Origin of the sequence: Clostridium sp. YIM B02569 (assembly GCF_022320765.1) — a bacterium.
Taxonomy (GTDB): domain Bacteria; phylum Bacillota; class Clostridia; order Clostridiales; family Clostridiaceae; genus Clostridium; species Clostridium beijerinckii.
In genome coordinates this window covers 262,263-282,509 of sequence record NZ_JAKJJX010000001.1, presented here as the reverse complement: position 1 = coordinate 282,509, position 20,247 = coordinate 262,263, and the positions used below count along the sequence as shown (strand labels likewise).

Genomic DNA, 20,247 nt, shown 5'->3' with positions numbered 1-20,247 from the left:
GTTAGATTTTGAAGTCTAATAATAGATATTTGGGTGCTGCTATGATTGCTCCATTTATAGTATTTGTATTTCTTGGAGGAATTTATCTTAAGTGCTTTATATTCGCATTGTCAGCAATGGCTTTATGGGAATTTTACAATGCATTAAAAGAGAATGATTTAAAACCAATGAGAAGTGCGGGATATATCCTGTTGATAATATATTATCTTTTGAATAACAATTTCGAAAATATGATGTATGTTGTTGTTGCTGCAACGTTCATATTATTGATATTTCCGGTTATAAATTTGAAATATACTTTTATTGACACATCACTAACATTGCTTGGATTTATATATTGTGGAATTTTATTTAGTTTTGTGTATCTTGTTAATGTGAAAGCACATGGTGAATTTTTAGTTTGGATTATATTTATAGGGTCATGGCTTTCAGATACAGCTGCTTTTTACAGCGGAAAGCTTTTTGGAAAGCACAAACTTTCGCCTAAAGTGTCACCTAAGAAAACCATAGAAGGTTCAATAGGAGGACTTGTAGGAGCAACTGTTTTTACGGGTATATTTGGAATAGTAGTGCAAAGATATGTTAATATTATGCCAATATATAATTATTTTATTATCGGTATTTTATGCGGATTATTTGGACAATTAGGAGATTTGGTTGCATCCTCAATAAAAAGATATGTAGGAGTAAAAGATTATAGTAATCTAATTCCTGGTCATGGAGGAGTTCTAGATAGATTTGATAGTATAATTTTTGCAGCAGCAGCAGTGTTTTATTACTTAACTTTTATAATAAGAATTTAAAAAATAGAGAGAAATTAAGCGTTATATAGTATAACTTATATAAGGCTTAATTTTTTTTTTTATATAACTTAAGTTATGAAGTTTTTAACAAGAGATGATTGGCATATAATATACAAATATTAATAATTATTAAGTTAGTGAGGTGAAGAATATTTTTAAAACTTATAAGAAACTTTTCTCACTTTTATTGTCTTTCGTATTTGTATTAATAGGAACCTTTTTTATAAAATACTATTTTAAGCCGTTTTTATCCATGATTATAATAATTATAGTATGCGCTCCTATATACAAAATCATGATTAAGGCTAAAATGCCAAGTAAAATTGCAGGGGCTTTAAGTATTGTTACTGTCAATATTATTATAATACTTGTGACAATATATTTGGGAAGTGAAATTTTTTATATAATAAAAAAATTATACCTAACAAATTTAGAATGGATAGAGAAATTTATTCAAGATATTTCAGTTGCGCTAAATGTAAATTTTAATAATTTGGAAATTGGAAAGAGCGTAATATCCATAATTAATGATCAGAATATAAGGAAGGGAGCAGTAAATACTGGAGATAGTGTTTTAGCTTACTTTATAGGAAACATATGTGCTTTCTTTATATTGATTGATAAGTCAAAAATTTTAGAACTAATTTCTATGTTACTTCCAAAGGAAATGATGATGAAATTTAGAGATCAAAAAGAAAATTTTACTCAAATGATTGGAATAGAAGGGATCTTAGTTATAATTTCAACTATGGAGATAATAATGGGATTTTGTATACTTGGAGTATCGAATTTTTTTGCCCTTGGTATAGTGTGTGGAATATTGGATATATTACCATATGTTGGAACTATAATTGTATTTATTCCGATTATAATATACAATATTATAATGAAGAATTTCCTTACTGCATTTGGTCTTATATGTCTATATATACTAGTGCAAGTTATTAGGGAAATACTAGAGGCTAAATTTTTAGGCGACAAATTAGATATGCATCCTCTTGTTATATTGTTATCTATATACATAGGAGTAAAAATATTTGGTGTTTTAGGTATATTAATTGGCCCAATGTATAGCATTCTAGCAAAAGAAATAATTTATAGTACTGAGTGATTATGAAGAATAAGGAATTTTAGTTTGATTTAAATAATTTATTTAAAGTTAATTAAGAGATTTTTAATCTTCGAATTAAACCTTGAGCAGTACTGATTAAGATTTGCTTTTAGGAGGAAAAAGAATGAAAAACATTTCTATACTAGGGGCTACAGGTTCGATAGGATCTCAGACCTTAGATGTAATAAGAAAATCAAATGGAGAACTAAAGCTTATAGGAGTAACGGCGAACACATCTGTAAAAAAAGTTATTGAGATAATTGAAGAGTTTAAACCTTCTTATGTAGGTATGATGGATGCTGTAAGTGCTCACGAAATAAAAAAGTATTGTGAAGAGCATAATAAAAAGATTAAAGTATTGGAAGGGATAGAAGGACTTGATAAGATAGCATCTTTAAATGAAATTGATATGGTAGTAACTTCTGTAGTTGGAATGATAGGATTAGAGCCAACTATGAAAGCTATAGAGGCAAAAAAAGACATTGCTCTTGCCAATAAGGAAACTTTGGTTGTAGCAGGCGAAATTGTTATGAAAGCTGCCAAAGAGAACAATGTAAAAATATTTCCAGTCGATTCGGAACACAGTGCTATATTTCAATGCTTAAGGGGGAATGATATAAATACTTTGAGAAAAATAATTTTAACTGCTTCAGGAGGACCTTTTAGAGGAAGAACTTTAGAAAGTCTTGAAGATATAAAGGTGGAAGATGCACTGAAACATCCAAAATGGAATATGGGGAGAAAAATTTCCATAGATTCTGCGACACTTATGAATAAAGGACTTGAAGTGATAGAAGCACATTGGCTTTTTAACTGTGATTATGATAATATACAGGTCGTAGTTCATCCACAAAGTATTGTGCATTCGATGGTAGAATATAATGATGGAAGTATAGTTGCACAACTTGGAGCACAGGATATGAGATTACCAATACAATATGCTCTACTTTACGAAAATAGGGAAAAGCGTATTGCAGATACAATAGATTTTTATGAAATATCTCAATTAACATTTGAAAAACCTGATATAGATACCTTTAAAGCTTTAAATTTAGCGTTTAAAGCTGGAAAAGCGGGTGGACTTATGCCAACTATTTTAAATGGAGCAAATGAAGCAGCGGTAGAGTTGTTTCTAGATAGAAAGATAAAATTCTTACAAATAGCTGACATAATAGAAAGATGCATGGAAGTATTTAAAACGCAGGTAAACAAAGAATTAAGCCTAGAAAACATTATTGAGTTAGATAAAGAAGTCAAGGAATATGTAATAAAAAATGCGGTACTTTAAGGAGGGAAAAATTTAATATGTATATAATTTTGGCTATATTAGCATTTGGAGTTTTGATAATAGTTCACGAGCTTGGACATTTTACATTAGCTAAACTTAATGGGGTAAGAGTAGAAGAATTTTCAATTGGAATGGGACCGAAAATTTTTTCTAACCAAGGAAAAGAAACACAATATTCTTTGAGGTTATTTCCAATAGGTGGATATGTAAAAATGATGGGAGAGGAAGAAAGTGTTGAAGACGAAAGAAGTTTTTCAGCAAAATCTCCATTAAGAAGAATAAGCATAATAATTGCTGGTGTATTTATGAATTATGTATTAGCGATAGTTATTTTTACTTTCTTTATACATGCGTTTGGGTACACAAATAAGATTCCGACTGGAGTTACTCCAGATTCACCAGCCTCAGCAGCAGGGATTTTACCAGGAGATAAAATCGTGAAAGTAAATGGGATGAGAGCTTTCTCATACGATAATATTTCGGCTGGAATAGTATTAGCAAATGGAAATCCAGTAGATATTTCTATTGAAAGAAATGGAGAAAAGAAGGACGTTACAGTAACACCAACGAAGAATGAACAAGGGCAATTGTTAATAGGGCTTAATTTTGAAAGAGTTCAAAATCCAGGATATTCAGAGAGTTTTAAGCAGAGTTTTAATCAGACAGCTTCGTTAGTTTCTCAAACTTTTAAAGGTTTAGAGATGATATTTACAGGTAAGGCTAATCTAAAAACTGATGTAGGTGGTCCACTTACAATAGTTAAGATTTCGGCAGAAACTGCTAAAGCTGGAATTTGGCCGCTACTTTACTTTACTGCTTTTTTAAGTGTCAATTTAGCTGTTTTTAATCTTTTACCTTTCCCAGCTTTAGATGGAGGCTGGTGTGTGATATTACTTATAGAATTAATAACTAGAAGAAAGGTTCCAGATAAAATAGTTGGAGTTTTAAATTATATAGGATTTGCTGCACTTATAGGCTTGATGATATTAGTAACAATAAAAGATATATTGTTTCCTGTAAAGTTTTAGGAATAAAAAATGATTTTATAACTATAAAAAACTTGCATTCAGATTTGAAGTGATTCTTATATGAATGCAAGTTTGCTAAGTTTAATGTATTAAACTTACTATACATAATTTTAATAATGTACAATTTATAAGAATTATAGGACAAATATTTAAAAAAATAGTATTAGAAATATTTTTATAAAAGAAAATGTACAAAAATATATAATGTTTATATTGTAGATTAATTATAATTAGAGGAGATACATTGTATGGAAAGAAGAAAATCTAGAAAAGTCAAAGTTGGAAATGTATTTGTTGGAGGGGACTCACCTGTCACAGTACAATCAATGACAAATACTCGCACTAAAGATGTAGAAAGTACGTTGAATCAAATAGAAAAGCTATATAGTGCTGGATGTGATATCATAAGATGCGCAGTTTTGGATATGGAAGATGCAGAAAGTCTAGGGGAAATTACAAAAAGATCTCCAATACCAGTAGTTGCAGATATACATTTTGATTATAAATTAGCGCTGAAAGCAATAGAAAATGGCGTTTCAGCTCTTAGAATAAATCCTGGTAATATAGGAAGTGTAGATAGAATAAAAATACTTAAAGAAGCTTGTAGTGAGAAAAAGATACCAATAAGAATTGGTGTTAATTCTGGGTCTCTAGAAAAAGATATTCTAGAAAAGTATGGAATGCCAACGGCAGAGGGTTTGGTTGAAAGTGCTTTAAGACATGTTAAAATTTTAGAGGATTTAGACTTTCACGATATTGTGATATCTATAAAATCATCTAGTGTACAAATGATGATAGAATGTTATAGATTGATAGCAGAAAAATGTGACTACCCTCTTCATTTAGGAGTGACAGAAGCTGGAACTATTCAAAGAGGTACAATTAAATCAAGTATAGGAATAGGGACACTTCTTGCAGAAGGAATAGGTGATACCATAAGAGTATCATTAACCACTGATCCAATTGAAGAGATAAAGGTTGGTATTGAAATTTTGAAAGCTTTGGGATTAAGGAAAAAAGGCGTTGAATTCGTATCTTGTCCTACTTGTGGCAGAACACAAATAAACTTGATAAAAATTGCAGAAGAAGTTGAAAAAAGGCTTGAAAATTATAAAAAAGATATTAAAGTTGCTGTTATGGGATGCGTTGTAAATGGGCCTGGAGAGGCTAGAGAATCTGATATTGGGATTGCTGGGGGAAAAGGAGAAGGAATAATTTTTAAAAAAGGCGAAATCATAAAGAAAGTAAAGGAAGAAGATCTTATTGATGCCCTAATGGAAGAAATAGAAAAATTATGCACATATGAAGAAGGTGCGGAGCACAATTAAGAACAACTCACAGATGAAAAAGGCACGAAATGCAATTAGAAACAACTCACAGATGAAAAAAAGCACGAAATTAAATTAAGGATCTTTTCACATATTAAAGAATCATTGAGCTAAGTATATATAATAATGAATATGTCTATAAAATGCATTTTAAAATTGTGAATTATGAACTATGCATTAAAATATTGAGCAGATATTTAAAATTTGGGAATATCCCTTGTAAAGTTAATTTGTTTATGATATCATATAAGAAGATTTATTTCTAATAGCTAGAAAAAAGGAGTGGGAAGTTACCCGCTCTTTCTGTTTGTAACGCAACTAACTTAAGATAGTTGCGTTTTTGATTACAAATTTTAAAAATGCATAAGATAGATATATCTTATGTGTTTTTAAAAGATGAAAGTGAGGGTTAGAAAAATGAAAAAAGATGTATTGATTGAAAGAATTGAAGAATTAGTAAGACCTATTGTTTCAGAATTGTCATGTGAATTATATTATGTAGAATATGTTAAGGAAAACGGTGAGTTTTACTTAAGAATATATATAGATAAAGAAGGCAGAGTATCATTAAATGATTGTGAAGCGGTTTCAAGAAGAGTTAGTGAGGTTCTAGATGTGGAAGACCCAATTAAAGAAGCATATTATCTAGAAGTTTCTTCGCCAGGTCTTAATAGGGGATTATATAAAGAAGAGCATTTTAAAAAGTACATAGGAAGCGAAGTGCTAATTAGGCTTACTAGTTCACTAAATGGAGTGAAAAGTGTAAAAGGAGTATTAAGAGATGTCTCAGAAGATTCTATATTAGTAGAAGGCGAGACAGAAATTAAAATACCAAGAGATAAAATTAAGGCAGCAAATTTAGAAGGGGAAATATAACGAGGAGGGTATAAAAATGAATGAAGAGTTTGTAGGTGCTCTTAAAGAATTAGTTAAGGAAAAGGGGATTTGTGAAGATTTACTTTTTACAACTATTCAAGACGCGATGGTTGCAGCATATAAGAAAAATTATGCCAATGCCAATACAAATGCACAAAACGTGAAAGTTAATATCGATAGAGAAACAGGAGAAATACATGTATATGCTCAAAAGACAGTAGTTGATGAGGTATATGATGATGTAACAGAAATTTCATTAGAAGAAGCTAAAGAATTAAATCCTAAAAGTGAAGTTGATGATATTATAAGTTTAGAAGTAACTCCTAAAAATTTCGGAAGAGTTGCAGCACAACTTGCTAAGCAGGTTGTTACTCAAAGAATTAAGGAAGCTGAAAGAACTATAATATATGATGAATACAAAGAAAAAGAATTTGATATAATTACAGGAACTATATTAAGAAAAGATAAAGGTATTGTTTTTGTAAATTTGGGAAAATTGGAAGGTATAATAGGACCTAATGAACAAATTCCAAATGAGGAATATAAATTCAACGAAAAGTTAAAACTATATATAGTTGAAGTTAAAAATGGTAATAAAGGACCTCAAATACATGTATCAAGAACACATCCTGGATTAGTTAAAAGACTATTTGAACTTGAAGTTCCAGAAATATTTGAAGGCGTAGTTGAAATTAAAAGTATTTCAAGAGAAGCAGGTTCAAGAAGTAAAATAGCTGTATACTCTAACGATGAAGAAGTAGATCCAATGGGCGCTTGTGTAGGACCAAAAGGAGTAAGAGTACAAAGTATAGTTAATGAACTTAAGAATGAAAAAATAGATATAATAAAATGGAGCAAAAATCCAGAAGAATTTATAGCTAATTCTTTAAGTCCTGCAAAGGTGCTAAGTGTAGCGGTTGATGAAAATAATAAATCTGCAAAGGTTGTTGTTGATGATAATCAGTTATCGCTTGCAATAGGTAAAGAAGGCCAAAATGTAAGACTTGCGGCTAAACTTACAAATTGGAAGATAGATATAAAGAGTAAATCTCAAAAAGAAGCGCAAGATGAAGAAGATGAAAGAATTCTAAATACTGAAGTAGAAATTGAAAATGAACAAACTACAGATTTAAATGAATTAGAAATTTTTGATGATATTGAAGTTGATGATTCAATAGATGAAGAAACTTCAATGGAAGAAATACAAGAATAGAGGGGTGCTTTTCATGAAGGTTAAGAAAATTCCTTTAAGAATGTGCACTGGTTGCATGGAAATGAAACCAAAAAAAGAATTAATAAGAGTAGTTAAAACTCCAGAAGGCGAAGTGTGTGTTGATCTGACTGGTAAAAAATCAGGAAGAGGCGCATACATTTGTAAGAACACAGAGTGCTTAGAAAAAGCATTTAAAGCAAAAAGACTTAGTAGAAATTTAGAAATTCCTATAAGTGAAGAAATTTATAATAAACTAAAGGATGAAGTAAATAATGAATAAGTTTTTTAACTTTCTAAGTATGGCAAAGAAGTCAGGAAACTTGCTTGAAGGATATAGCAAGTGTGATGACTATAGAAATAATACTAAAATTTATCTTTTTATCATATCTAATGATTTATCAGATAAATCTAAAGATAAATTTAAAAAGCATTGTAATGAAAAAAATATACCATATATTGAAGACTTCTCAAAAGAACAACTAGGACCTCCAATTGGACGTAAAGAAATTATGTTGCTGGGAATTCTAGATAACGATATAGCAAAAAGACTGTTAGCGTTATATGAGGAGGAAAAAAATATATGAGTAGATAATAATACGGGGGTGACTGCATGTCAAAAATAAGAGTACATGAATTAGCAAAAGAATTAAACATAGAGTCAAAGGAATTAATAACTATATTAAAGGAAGAATTTAATATAGAAGTAAAAAATCATATGAGTACAATTGAAGATGAAGATGCTGAATTAATAAAAGAATTATTAGCAGGAAAATCACCAAGCGATTTAGTAGCATCGGCTGATAATGCTGAGAATTCAAAAAGCATAGTTGACGTATATGAAGATGAATTAGCAGAACAACTTAACAAAGGTATAAAGAAAAAGAAAAAGACTAAAAAAGAAGAACAAGAAGAAGCAAGAATAGCTGCTGAAGCAGAGGCTGAAGGTAAAGTAATTGAAATTGGTGGAAGCATAACTGTTAAGGAATTGGCAGAAAAATTGCAACAACCTTCAAATGATGTAATAAGAACGTTAATTTTTGCCGGAGTTATGGCAGCAATAAATGCGGAAATAGATTTTGAAACTGCAGAAAAGGTTTGTGCTGAATATGGAGTTTTAGTTGAAAGAAAAGAAGAAATTCAAGAGTTAGAAGTATTAAAAATAGAAGAAGATGATGAAGAAAATCTTCAAAAGAGACCACCAATTGTAACTGTTATGGGTCATGTTGACCATGGTAAAACATCTTTACTTGATTGTATAAGAAAAGCAAAAGTTACTGATACAGAAGCAGGTGGTATAACTCAGCATATAGGTGCTTATACTATTAAATTGAACGGAGAAGAAATAACATTCTTAGATACTCCAGGTCATGAAGCGTTTACAGCTATGAGAGCTAGAGGTGCACAAATTACAGATGTCGTTATATTAGTTGTTGCTGCAGATGATGGAATCATGCCACAAACTAAGGAAGCTATCAATCACTGTAAAGCAGCAGGAGTTCCTATTGTTGTTGCAATAAATAAAATAGATAAACCAGGAGCAAATGTAGATAGAGTTAAGCAAGAATTAGCTGAACAAGGATTGCTTGCAGAAGACTGGGGCGGAGATACTATATGTGAAGAAGTATCTGCGAAACAAAACCTTAATATTGATAAGTTATTAGAGATGGTTCTACTTACTGCAGAAATGCTTGAACTTAAAGCAAACAAAGATAGAAGAGCAGTTGGAACTGTTATAGAAGCTAAATTAGATAAAGGTAGAGGAGCAGTTGCTAGTCTTTTAGTTCAAAATGGAACTTTAAGAGTAGGAGATTCCATTTTAGTCGGATCTACATATGGTAGAATAAGGGCTATGTTTGATGATACTGGTAAAAAAATAAAATCTGCTGGACCATCTATACCAGTGGAGGTTCTAGGACTTTCTGAAGTTCCAGAAGCTGGAGATAGATTTAATCAAGTAAAAGATGAAAAAACTGCTAGAAATATGGCTGAAAGCAGAAAAGACAAATTAAAAGCAGAAACTTTACTTGCTAATCATAGAGTATCGTTAGAAGATTTATATAATCAAATTAAAGAAGGTAAGGTTAAAGAACTTGCTATAATAGTAAAAGCAGATGTTCAAGGTTCTGTTGAAGCTATAAAGCAATCTTTAGAAAAACTTTCTACTGATGATGTAAAGGTAAGAGTTATTCATGGTGGCGTTGGAGCTATAACTGAAACAGATATAACTCTTGCGACAGCATCTAATGCAATAGTTATAGGATTTAATGTAAGACCTGATAACAATGCGGCAGCTCAAGCTGATAGAGATGGAGTAGATATTAAGTCTTATAGAATTATATATGATGCAATTGATGATGTTAAGTCAGCAATGATAGGAATGCTTGAACCAGATTATAAGGAAGTTATATTAGGAACAGCAGAAGTAAGAGAAACTTATAAAATTTCAAATGTAGGAACAATTGCTGGTTGTTATGTTCTAAAGGGTAAACTTCAAAGAAATGCAGAGACAAGAGTTATAAGAGATGGAATAGTAATATTTGAATCTGCATTATCATCATTAAAGAGATTTAAAGATGATGCAAAAGAAGTTAATGCAGGATACGAATGTGGTTTAACAATTGAAAAGTTTAACGATATTAAAGAAGGTGACATCGTTGAATGCTTCATGATGGAGGCAATTAAGAGAAAAGAACTTTAAAAGAGGTGAAGATCAACATGGCAAACTATAGAGGTGGAAGAATTAACGAAGAATTTAAAAGAGAAATTAGTAATTTAATTCAAAATGAAGTTAAAGATCCAAGACTTACAGCTATGATTTCAGTTACAGATGTTAAAGTTACAAAAGATTTAAGATATGCTAAGGTTTATGTAAGTATATTCTCTAAAGATGATGAGGAAAAGAAAAATAATCTAGAGGCATTAAAAAATGCAAGTGGATTTATAAGAAAATCAGTAGGCCAAAAAATAAATTTAAGGCACACACCAGAAATAATTATTGAATTAGATGACTCTATAAATTACGGTATGCATATGGATGAATTAATTCAAAGGATAAGTAAGGGTAATGAGTAGTCTTAAAGAAATAAAAGAAGAAATTTTAAAATCAAAAAGAATTGGATTATCATTCCATACATCTCCAGATGGAGATGCTATAGGCAGCACTTTAGCGTTACTAAATGCATTAAGACATTTAGGAAAGGATTCATATATTATATCAAGAGATGTTATTTCTGATAACCTCTCTTTCCTTTCTTTTGCCAACGAAATTGATGGTAATATTTTAGAGCCTAAAGAGGGGACTGATCTTGTAATTATATTAGATTGTGGTAATGTTGAAAGAATTTCTGCAGATCTAAGTGATTACAAAGGTAAGATTATTAATATTGATCATCATATTTCAAATGAAGGATATGGATTTATAAATTATGTTGATGTAAGTGCAGCTGCTACATGTGAAATATCATATTTACTAGCAGAAGAGTTAGGAATTGATTTTAATAATAAAACTGATGTTGAAATAAATATAGGGAACGCAGTTTATACAGGAATTGTAACAGATACAGGTTCTTTTAGGCATTCCAATGTTACTAAGAGAACTCATAAAATAGTATCAGAACTTATAGAACTTGGAGTAAACAACAGTAAAGTCCATAGTAATCTTTTTGATAATAAACCATTTGAGAAAGTAAAATTAATGGGATGTGTGTTATCTAATATTAAGCTCGCTCTAGAAAATAAAGTAGCAGTCCTTGAGATACCGAAGGGAATGTTAGAGGAATTTAACTTAAAAAATACTGATACTTCAGATATAATTTCAGTTGGCCTTGGAATTAAAGGTGTAGAAGTTTCTATGCTTTTGAAAGAAGTTGAAGATGGAGTTAAAGGAAGCTTAAGATCTAAAAATGATGTGGATGTTCGAAAAGTTGCCGAAGTATATGGCGGTGGTGGACATATAAAAGCTGCTGGAGTTATGCAAAAAGGTGTAGATATAGAAACTGCAAAAGAAAATCTGCTAAAGATACTTAAAGAAGAGCTTGACTCATAAATATAGATTATATTTATGAAAAGTAAGTAATAACTTCACTTATATAAGGAAGGAATAGAGAATTCATATATGAAAGATACAAAAACTTCACAGATAAATGGAGTATTAAATATATTCAAAAATAAAGGAATGACTTCCTTTGATGTAGTTAGAAAAATAAAATTCTTAGCTAACGAGAAGAAAGTCGGTCATACTGGAACATTGGACCCGGAAGCTACTGGAGTCCTTCCAGTCTGCCTTGGAAAAGCTACAAAAACTATTGATTATATAATGAACAGTAATAAGGTATATGAGGTGAAATTTCTACTTGGAGTGAAGACAACCACATATGATCTTGAAGGTGAGATATTGGAGAAGAATGAAATAGATCATATTAAGAGTGATGAAGTTTCAGAGGTTGCATTATCCTTTATCGGAGAATATGACCAAGTTCCACCTATGTATTCTGCCCTTAAAAAAAATGGAGTAAGGCTCTATGAATTGGCTAGGAAAGGTATTGAGGTTGAAAGAGAAGCGAGAAAAGTTAGAATATTTAATATATCAGATTTGAAGATTGAATTACCTTATGTATATATGAAAGTAGCTTGTTCAAAAGGGACATATATTAGAAGTTTATGTTATGATATTGGTGAAAAACTAAAAGTTGGAGCAGCTATGGCAGAATTAAATAGATCTGAAACATCCATTTTTAAGCAATCAGATAGTGTAAACATAGATGATTTAACTAAGGAAAATATACAAGATTATATTATGACTATAGAGGATGCACTTTCTTTTTACCCTAAAATTACAGTAAAGAGTACATTTACTAAATTATTAATAAATGGAGTTAAAGTATTCGATAAGAGATTGACAAATGGAAAAAGAGAAAAAAATGTTCTATATAGGGTATATGATAGTGAAGGCATTTTTATAGGAATTGGAAAACAAGATGATGATGGATTCAAAATCGAAAAATTGTTGCTTTAGGCATCTTGACTGGTATGTAGCTGTTTTTCTGGGTGCCTTGATTTAGGAGTAAGGATAATGATAATTATAGATAAACATTCAAAAGATATTCAAAGTTCTAATAATTATATAGCTCTTGGAAGTTTTGATGGACTTCATATTGGGCATCTTTCTTTAATAAATAAAGTAGTAGAAGTTGCAAAAAAAAATAAAGGGAGAAGTATGGTTTTTACATTTAAGAACCATCCGAGAACTCTTATAAATAAAGAAAACTCAGTAAAACTTTTGATGGACAATGAAAGAAAAGCGAAAATTCTGGAAAAACATAAAGTAGATATAGTTTGCTTTAAGGAATTTGATCTTGAATTTATGAAAATGACTCCAAAGGAATTTATAGAGTTTTTGATAGTTAATTATAATATCAAGGGGTTTGTTGTAGGGTTTAATTATAAATTCGGATATAAGAATTTAGGAAATGTAGAACTTCTAAGAGAATTGCAAAATGAATATGGGTATGAACTATATGTTATGGATCCACGTACATATAATAACGATGTTGTAAGCAGTACTAGAATTAGAAAAGCCATTCAAGATGGTGAGGTTTCAGAAGCTAATAAGATGCTCAGCATGCCTTACACATTAAGTGGTGAAATTATTCATGGAAAGAAAATTGGAAGAACTATAGGTTTTCCTACAGCGAATTTAAAATATGATGAAAATTTCATTTTACCTAAGATTGGTGTATATTATACTAATGTTAAGGTAAATAATAATATATATAAAGGAATCACATCTGTTGGATACAATCCTACGGTTGAAGGTAAAAATTTAACGGTAGAAACTTATATATTAGATTTTAATAAAGAAATATATGGAGATAAAATAGATGTGAGTTTTATAAAAAAAATCCGCGACGAAGAAAAATTTAATAGTTTAGAAGAGTTAAAGGACCAGCTCGAAAGTGATAAAGCTTTTGCAAAAAATGAGAATTGCATGTCGGCTTTAATAATATAGTTTACAATAATAGTTACTTTTGATATAATAACACAGGGAACCTAATTCTAAGTTGTAAGGTGCCATCTTTTACTTGGAACTAGGGGATAATTAATATAATACACGGAGGTGCACTTATAATGGATAAGGCAAGAAAATTAGAATTAATTAAAAAGTTTGGAAGAAGCGAAGGCGACACTGGTTCACCAGAAGTTCAAGTAGCATTACTTACTGAAAGAATTCAATCTTTAACTGAACATTTAAAAGTTCATAAGAAAGATCATCACTCAAGAAGAGGGCTATTAATGATGGTTGGTCAAAGAAGAGGTCTTTTAAACTATTTAAGTGATCAAGATATCGAAAGATATAGAACTTTAATCAAAGAATTAGGTTTAAGAAGATAATTTTTAGAGCGGAGTTTTCCGCTCTATTATTTTAAACTATACAAATTATAGAAAAATTATACAATATTATTAATGATTAGATGAACCTAAAGGGAGGTCATAAATTATGAATAACGTTCTAACGACTGAAATCGCTGGAAGAGAATTGAAAGTTGAGTTCGGAAAAGTAGGTATGTTATCAAATGCAGCAACATTTACTAGCTATGGAGACACAGTAATTTTAACTAATGTTAATGCATCAGAGCAGCCAAGAGAAGGGATTGATTTCTTTCCTCTAAGTGTTGAATATGAAGAAAGATTATATGCAGTAGGTAAAATTCCAGGTGGATTTATCAAGAGAGAAGGAAGACCATCAGAAAAAGCTATATTAAATGGTAGAGCTGTTGATAGAACTCTAAGACCTCTATTTCCAAAGGGATACAGAAATGACGTTCAAGTTGTTACTACAGTTGTATCCGTAGAAAAAGATAATTTGCCAGAAATCTTAGCAATTAATGCAGCATCGCTTGCATTATGCCTTTCAAGTATTCCTTATACAATTCCAGCTGCAGCAGTTCAAGTAGGAATTATCGATGGTAAATTCGTTACAAATCCAGATACTCAAGGTCGTGAAAAAAGCATTCTTCATTTAACAGTATGCGCTACAAAAGAAAGAGTAATGATGATTGAAGCTGGTGGACAGGAGATACCAGAAGATACTATGATAGACGCTATTAAATATGGTTTTGATGAGTGTCAAAAGATTATTGCATTCCAAGAAGAAGCAGTAGCTAAGTTTGGAAAGAAAAAAGATGAACCAGTATTATATGCTGTAGATCCAGAACTTGAAAAAGATGTTAAAGAATTTGCATCTGACATGATTAAAGAAGCAATGTATATCATGGAAAAAGATGAAAGAAATGCTGCTGTTGATGCAGTTTATGAAAAAGTTAATGAAGCATTTGGTGAAAAATATGCTGATAAAATGGGCGATATTAAGGAAGTTCTTTACACTATGCAAAAGAAAGTTGTAAGACACATGCTTCTAAAAGATAAGAGAAGGCCAGATGGAAGAGCATTTGATCAAATCAGACCATTAGGATGTGAAATAGGAATTTTACCTAGAACACACGGTACAGGATTATTTACAAGAGGATTAACTCAAGTAATGACAGTTGCAACTCTTGGTTCAATTAGCGAGATTCAAATTCTAGATGGAATAGATGAAGCTCAATCAAAACGATATATGCATCATTATAATTTCCCAGGATACAGTGTTGGAGAAGTAAAACCTTTAAGAGGCCCTGGTAGACGTGAAATAGGTCATGGAGCTTTAGCAGAAAGAGCTTTAGAACCATTAATCCCTTCCGAAGAAGAATTCCCATATACAATAAGATTAGTATCAGAAGTTTTAAGTTCTAATGGTTCAACTTCACAAGCATCAGTTTGTGGTTCGACATTAGCATTATTAGATGCAGGTGTACCAATTAAAAGACCAGCAGCTGGTATTGCAATGGGATTAATAACTTCAGAAGATTTAAGTGAAGAAGCAGTATTAACTGATATTCAAGGAATAGAAGATTTCTTTGGAGATATGGATTTTAAGGTAGCTGGAACAACAGAAGGTATAACATCTATTCAAGTAGATACTAAGCTTCAAGGTTTTAGTTTTAATGTAGTAGAAAATGCTATAAGAGATGCTAGAAAAGCTAGACTTACTATAATTGATAAAATAAACGAATGTATTTCTACACCTAAAGAAGATGTTTCATTATATGCTCCAAAAACACAAATTATGAGCATAAATCCTGATAAGATAAGGGATGTAATAGGAGCAGGTGGTAAGGTTATAAATAAAATTATACAAGATACAGGAGTTAAGATAGATATAAAAGAAGATGGAACTGTATTTGTAAGCTCAACTGATCATAATGGTGTTAATGAAGCCATAAAGATAATAGAAGGATTAACTAAAGAAGTTAAAGCTGGAGAAGTTTATCTTGGAAAAGTTACTAAAATAACTACATTTGGAGCTTTTGTTGAGATTTTACCAAGTAAAGAAGGATTAGTTCATATTTCTAAGCTAGCTAAGGAAAGAGTGAACAAAGTAGAAGATGTAGTATCTATTGGAGATGAGATTTTAGTTAAGGTTACAGAAATTGATAACCAAGGCAGAATAAATCTTTCAAGAAAAGATGCTTTAGTAGAACAAGAAAATAAGGAAGAGAAATAAAGGGCAATTAATTGCCTTTTTTTTAACTAAGAAGGAGGGCAAGTACAAAATGTATAACACATATACCCTTAAAAATGGATTAAGAATTGTAACAGAAAAAATAGAACACTTAAATTCTATCAGTGTTGGAGTAATGGTTCAGAATGGTTCTAGAAATGAGAGTCCAGAAGTTAATGGAATATCCCATTTTATTGAGCATATGTTTTTTAAAGGAACTGATAAAAGAACTTCTAAAGAAATAATGGAGGATATTGAGAATGTTGGAGGACAGATCAATGCTTTCACAAGTAAAGAAGCTACCTGTTATTATATTAAAGCATTAGATACCCATCTAGATTTAACGTTAGATGTTCTTTCAGACATACTTTTAAATGCAAAATTCGATCCAGAAGAGATAGAAAAAGAAAAAGGCGTAGTAATTGAAGAAATTAATATGAGTGAAGATTCGCCGGAAGATGTATTAGATGATGTGCATTCTAAAGCTTGTTTTGGAAATGAGTCGCTAGGATATCCTATTTTAGGAACAATACCATTGGTAAAGTCATTTACTAGAGAAAAGATATTAAATTTTATTAGTGAAAAGTATACGCCATATAATTCTGTAATATCAGTTTGTGGTAAATTCAATGATAAAGAGTTAGATGAATTGATTAATAAATATTTTGGTGAATGGAAAAGCAAAGGTGAATATACTCCAGAATATGATAAAACAATAATACAAGTTGATTCTGCATATGCAAAAAAAGAAATCGAGCAGCTTCATATTTCTCTGGGATTAGAGGGATTACCTTATGGAGATGAAAACAATTACGCATTAGTGCTACTTAATAATATATTTGGAAGTGGTGCATCTTCAATCCTTTTCCAAAAAGTGCGAGAAGAATTAGGATTATGTTATTCTATAACATCTTACTTGCAACCATTTCAGGGCGTTGGAACTTTAAATATATATGCCGGCTTAAATAGAAATTATGGAGAGAAGGCCTTAGAGGTTATAGAAAAGGAAATTACTCTATTTAGTAAGAATGGAATAACTGATAAGCAGCTTGAAATAAACAAGGAGAAAATTAAAGCTAATTATATTTTAGGGCTTGAAAGTACGAGTTCAAGAATGTTTTCTAATGCAAAGACATTCCTGTTTAGAAATAAAATAAAAACTCAAGAAGAAGTAATAAAGAAAATAGATAATATAAGAAAAGATAATATACAATACGTCTTAGAAAGATGTTTTAAAAAGGGAGTTATAAATGCAGCGTATGTTGGGCAAGATGTAGAATATAGTAAATTAGATTCTATAATACTAAAGAATGCCAAAGCATATGATAACTCAAACCATAATGGTAAAATTAATTTATAGAAGATTATGTAATAATACACCTCCTTTTCTCATATTATTTTATGAGTACTAAAAGGAGGTTTTTATTATGAGCGAAGAAAATAAGGTGAAATATTTAAGTGACATAGAGAGATACGAACTTATTAATATAAATGATGGTGAAAAATATGATTATCTATTGAATAATGATCTAATAATAGATGAAGAAGGAAATTTTAAATATTTAATAGTTAATTTAAGTGGTGGGAAATTTAATCTATTTAGCAGTAAAGATTTTTTAGAAATTCCATGGGATTGTGTAAAAAAAATTGGTGCTAAAACTATCATATTAGATGCAGATGAGGAAGTAATAAAAAAAGTAAAGTTATAATTCAGGAGGAAATTTAATGAAAATAGTTGTACAAAAGTTTGGAGGAACTTCAGTATCTACTGAAGAAAATAGAAAGAAAGTAATTGAAAAAGTTAAGAGTGCCATTAAAGATGGATATAGTCCTGTTGTGGTAGTATCAGCAATGGGAAGAAAAGGTCAGCCATATGCAACAGATACATTATTATCATTAATAAGCGATAAATTTAAAAATGCTAATAAGTTAGCACAAGACTTATTAATGACATGTGGAGAAATTATAAGCTCAGTTGTTATGAGTAATGATTTATATAATGCAGGAATTGATGCTGTACCACTTACTGGCGGACAAGCAGGAATATTAACTGATAATAATTTTACTGATGCAACTTGTATTGAGGTGAAACCTAAAAAAATACTAGAGTTAGTGTCTCAAGGAAGAATTCCTGTAGTAACTGGATTTCAAGGAATGACTGAAAACGGATATTTAACTACTTTAGGCAGAGGGGGAAGCGATACGACGGCTTCTATTTTAGGAGTGGCCCTTAAAGCGTCAGAAATTGAAATATATACTGATGTAGATGGAATCATGACAGCAGATCCAAGAGTTGTTGAAAATGCAAATTTAATTGATGTAATAAGTTATAATGAAGTATTCCAACTAGCGGATAAGGGTGCAACAGTAATTCATCCAAAAGCCGTAGAAGTTGCAATGGAAGGAAATATTCCTATATTAATTAAAAATACTATGAGTAATAGTAAAGGAACTTTAATAAACAACTTTGGAGATAAAAGCAATGACAGGATAATGACAGGAATCGCAAGCCAAAAGAATAGAATTCAGGTTTCTATAAGGGCAGCAGAAAATCAAGGAAATGTAAAATACAAAAATGTATTGGATTTATTAGCTGCAAATAAAATAAGCTTAGATCTAATAAATATATTTCCTAATGAACAAATTTTCACTATAAATCAAGTGGATAAAGAGATTTTAGAAAATGTTCTAAATAGTGCTAGCTTAAAGTATACTTTGATAGACAACTGTAGCAAAGTAGCGGTTATTGGTTCTAGAATGAAGGGAATACCAGGAGTAATGGCTAAAATAATCAAGGCATTAAGTGATAATAATATAGAAGTACTGCAAACAGCAGATTCTCATATGACAATCTGGTGCTTGGTTCACTCTGAAAACGAAAAAGAAGCAATAAATGTTTTACATAAAACTTTTAAACTTTAATATAAAGGAAGTTTAATTAAATGCGTTCTATAAGTTTTTATATAGAGTAAGTTAAATTAACAAAATAATAGATCTGGGATTCAAAAGGAAAATTGGCTCTCAGGGTAAGTTCAATTAACTAAATCATAGATTTTGAATTTAAAAGGAAACTCGACTCGCTTTGTTCGCTGAGTAAGTTCAATTAGCCAAATCATAGATTTGGAATTTCACTTATGTATAAAATAATTCCTACTGTACAAAATAAAAAGAGTATAGGAGGAATTATTTTATGGATAAATATATTTTAAATAATAATGAGAAAGAAAAGGAAGATAAAAATACATCAGAAGCACAGGATAAAATAGAAAATGTAAAAGAACTTGGAAATACTACATTAGCAACTCCAAATAAAAGAATACAGGTTTTATCTATAATAGGGCAGATTGAAGGGCATTCCGTACTTCCCCCACAAACAAAAGCCACAAAATATGAACATATTATACCTCAATTAATAGATATCGAACAAAATGATGATGCAAAAGGGCTACTCATAGTCTTAAATACAGTTGGAGGAGATGTAGAAGCTGGTTTAGCTATTTCTGAAATGATTCGAAGTATGTCAAAACCAACCGTTTCTATAGTAATTGGTGGAGGTCATTCCATAGGAGTACCGCTTGCTACATCAGCAGACTTTTCATTTATAACACCATCTGCAACAATGATAGTTCATCCAGTAAGAATGAATGGATTTGTGATTGGAGTATCTCAAACATTTGAATACTTTAAGAAAATGCAAGAAAGAATAAATGAGTTTATAGTTAGAACATCAAATATAAAACCAGATACTTTAGAAAGATTCATGCTTCAGACAGATGATTTATTAAATGATGTAGGAACAATGTTAATTGGAAAGCAAGCAGTTGATTGTGGACTTATTGACCAAGTTGGAGGAATACAGGAAGCTTTAAGCAAACTTAACGAATTAATAGAAAAATAGTAGCTATTTTTAAGGTTATAGAAAAAATCTATAGCCGATTTTTGTTTTTAGTGTTATCTTATTAAAGGAGAATTGCTATTCAATGTAGAAATAAAATTATGAG

At 30.5% G+C, this 20,247-nt stretch carries 20 protein-coding genes; all 20 read left to right on the top strand.

Annotated features, from left to right (window positions below; translation table 11 throughout):
• The first annotated feature begins 8 nt into the window (after positions 1–8).
• The 20 genes from L3B96_RS01235 to L3B96_RS01140 all read left to right on the top strand — a co-directional run bounded on the left by L3B96_RS01235 (position 9) and on the right by L3B96_RS01140 (position 20,144).
• Positions 9–803: a phosphatidate cytidylyltransferase gene (locus L3B96_RS01235; RefSeq protein WP_023973317.1), complete on the top strand. Its 795-nt coding sequence runs from the start codon at positions 9–11 to the stop codon at positions 801–803.
• A 142-nt stretch (positions 804–945) separates the two neighbouring features.
• Positions 946–1,914, top strand: coding sequence for an AI-2E family transporter (locus L3B96_RS01230; RefSeq protein ID WP_011968531.1), 969 nt, complete (start codon positions 946–948; stop codon positions 1,912–1,914).
• Between the two features lie 124 nt (positions 1,915–2,038).
• A complete protein-coding gene (gene dxr, locus L3B96_RS01225; protein WP_238858620.1) occupies positions 2,039–3,202 on the top strand; it encodes a 1-deoxy-D-xylulose-5-phosphate reductoisomerase in 1,164 nt (387 codons plus the stop codon).
• A 17-nt stretch (positions 3,203–3,219) separates the two neighbouring features.
• The gene (gene rseP / locus L3B96_RS01220) at positions 3,220–4,230 is read left to right on the top strand and encodes an RIP metalloprotease RseP (protein WP_238858619.1); all 1,011 of its coding nucleotides are present in this window, start codon (positions 3,220–3,222) and stop codon (positions 4,228–4,230) included.
• A gap of 248 nt (positions 4,231–4,478) precedes the next feature.
• Positions 4,479–5,558 carry a flavodoxin-dependent (E)-4-hydroxy-3-methylbut-2-enyl-diphosphate synthase gene (ispG, locus tag L3B96_RS01215; RefSeq protein WP_238858618.1) on the top strand — a complete coding sequence of 360 codons (1,080 nt, stop codon included), beginning with the start codon at positions 4,479–4,481 and terminating at the stop codon, positions 5,556–5,558.
• Positions 5,559–5,975: 417 nt separating this feature from the next.
• Positions 5,976–6,434 (top strand): ribosome maturation factor RimP, encoded by a 459-nt coding sequence (rimP, locus tag L3B96_RS01210; RefSeq protein WP_017210734.1) that lies wholly within the window; start codon positions 5,976–5,978, stop codon positions 6,432–6,434.
• Positions 6,435–6,450: 16 nt separating this feature from the next.
• Complete coding sequence (gene nusA / locus L3B96_RS01205; protein WP_011968536.1) at positions 6,451–7,647, top strand: transcription termination factor NusA; 1,197 nt, start codon at positions 6,451–6,453, stop codon at positions 7,645–7,647.
• A gap of 13 nt (positions 7,648–7,660) precedes the next feature.
• Complete coding sequence (locus L3B96_RS01200; RefSeq protein ID WP_017210732.1) at positions 7,661–7,927, top strand: YlxR family protein; 267 nt, start codon at positions 7,661–7,663, stop codon at positions 7,925–7,927.
• A complete protein-coding gene (locus tag L3B96_RS01195; protein WP_011968538.1) occupies positions 7,920–8,231 on the top strand; it encodes a 50S ribosomal protein L7ae-like protein in 312 nt (103 codons plus the stop codon). Before L3B96_RS01200 ends, L3B96_RS01195 begins: the two co-directional genes overlap by 8 nt.
• 26 nt (positions 8,232–8,257) lie before the next feature.
• Positions 8,258–10,345, top strand: a complete 2,088-nt coding sequence (gene infB / locus L3B96_RS01190; RefSeq protein ID WP_011968539.1) for a translation initiation factor IF-2 — start codon at positions 8,258–8,260, stop codon at positions 10,343–10,345.
• A 17-nt stretch (positions 10,346–10,362) separates the two neighbouring features.
• The gene (gene rbfA / locus L3B96_RS01185) at positions 10,363–10,719 is read left to right on the top strand and encodes a 30S ribosome-binding factor RbfA (RefSeq protein ID WP_011968540.1); all 357 of its coding nucleotides are present in this window, start codon (positions 10,363–10,365) and stop codon (positions 10,717–10,719) included.
• A complete protein-coding gene (locus tag L3B96_RS01180) occupies positions 10,712–11,692 on the top strand; it encodes a bifunctional oligoribonuclease/PAP phosphatase NrnA (RefSeq protein WP_238858617.1) in 981 nt (326 codons plus the stop codon). The genes rbfA and L3B96_RS01180 overlap by 8 nt, the downstream gene beginning before the upstream one ends.
• A gap of 69 nt (positions 11,693–11,761) precedes the next feature.
• The gene (truB, locus tag L3B96_RS01175) at positions 11,762–12,661 is read left to right on the top strand and encodes a tRNA pseudouridine(55) synthase TruB (RefSeq protein WP_238858616.1); all 900 of its coding nucleotides are present in this window, start codon (positions 11,762–11,764) and stop codon (positions 12,659–12,661) included.
• A gap of 57 nt (positions 12,662–12,718) precedes the next feature.
• Positions 12,719–13,654 carry a bifunctional riboflavin kinase/FAD synthetase gene (locus tag L3B96_RS01170; RefSeq protein WP_011968543.1) on the top strand — a complete coding sequence of 312 codons (936 nt, stop codon included), beginning with the start codon at positions 12,719–12,721 and terminating at the stop codon, positions 13,652–13,654.
• 119 nt (positions 13,655–13,773) lie between these two features.
• Entirely contained in the window at positions 13,774–14,037 is a 264-nt protein-coding gene (gene rpsO / locus L3B96_RS01165; RefSeq protein WP_011968544.1) for a 30S ribosomal protein S15, read from the top strand.
• Positions 14,038–14,143: 106 nt separating this feature from the next.
• The gene (locus L3B96_RS01160) at positions 14,144–16,249 is read left to right on the top strand and encodes a polyribonucleotide nucleotidyltransferase (protein ID WP_011968545.1); all 2,106 of its coding nucleotides are present in this window, start codon (positions 14,144–14,146) and stop codon (positions 16,247–16,249) included.
• Positions 16,250–16,298: 49 nt separating this feature from the next.
• Positions 16,299–17,606 carry a pitrilysin family protein gene (locus L3B96_RS01155; protein ID WP_171786553.1) on the top strand — a complete coding sequence of 436 codons (1,308 nt, stop codon included), beginning with the start codon at positions 16,299–16,301 and terminating at the stop codon, positions 17,604–17,606.
• A 67-nt stretch (positions 17,607–17,673) separates the two neighbouring features.
• Complete coding sequence (locus L3B96_RS01150; protein ID WP_011968547.1) at positions 17,674–17,955, top strand: YlmC/YmxH family sporulation protein; 282 nt, start codon at positions 17,674–17,676, stop codon at positions 17,953–17,955.
• A gap of 16 nt (positions 17,956–17,971) precedes the next feature.
• Positions 17,972–19,168: an aspartate kinase gene (gene dapG / locus L3B96_RS01145; protein ID WP_011968548.1), complete on the top strand. Its 1,197-nt coding sequence runs from the start codon at positions 17,972–17,974 to the stop codon at positions 19,166–19,168.
• Between the two features lie 268 nt (positions 19,169–19,436).
• On the top strand, positions 19,437–20,144 hold the full coding sequence (locus L3B96_RS01140) for an ATP-dependent Clp protease proteolytic subunit (RefSeq protein WP_011968549.1): 708 nt from the start codon (positions 19,437–19,439) through the stop codon (positions 20,142–20,144).
• Positions 20,145–20,247: the final 103 nt, after the last annotated feature.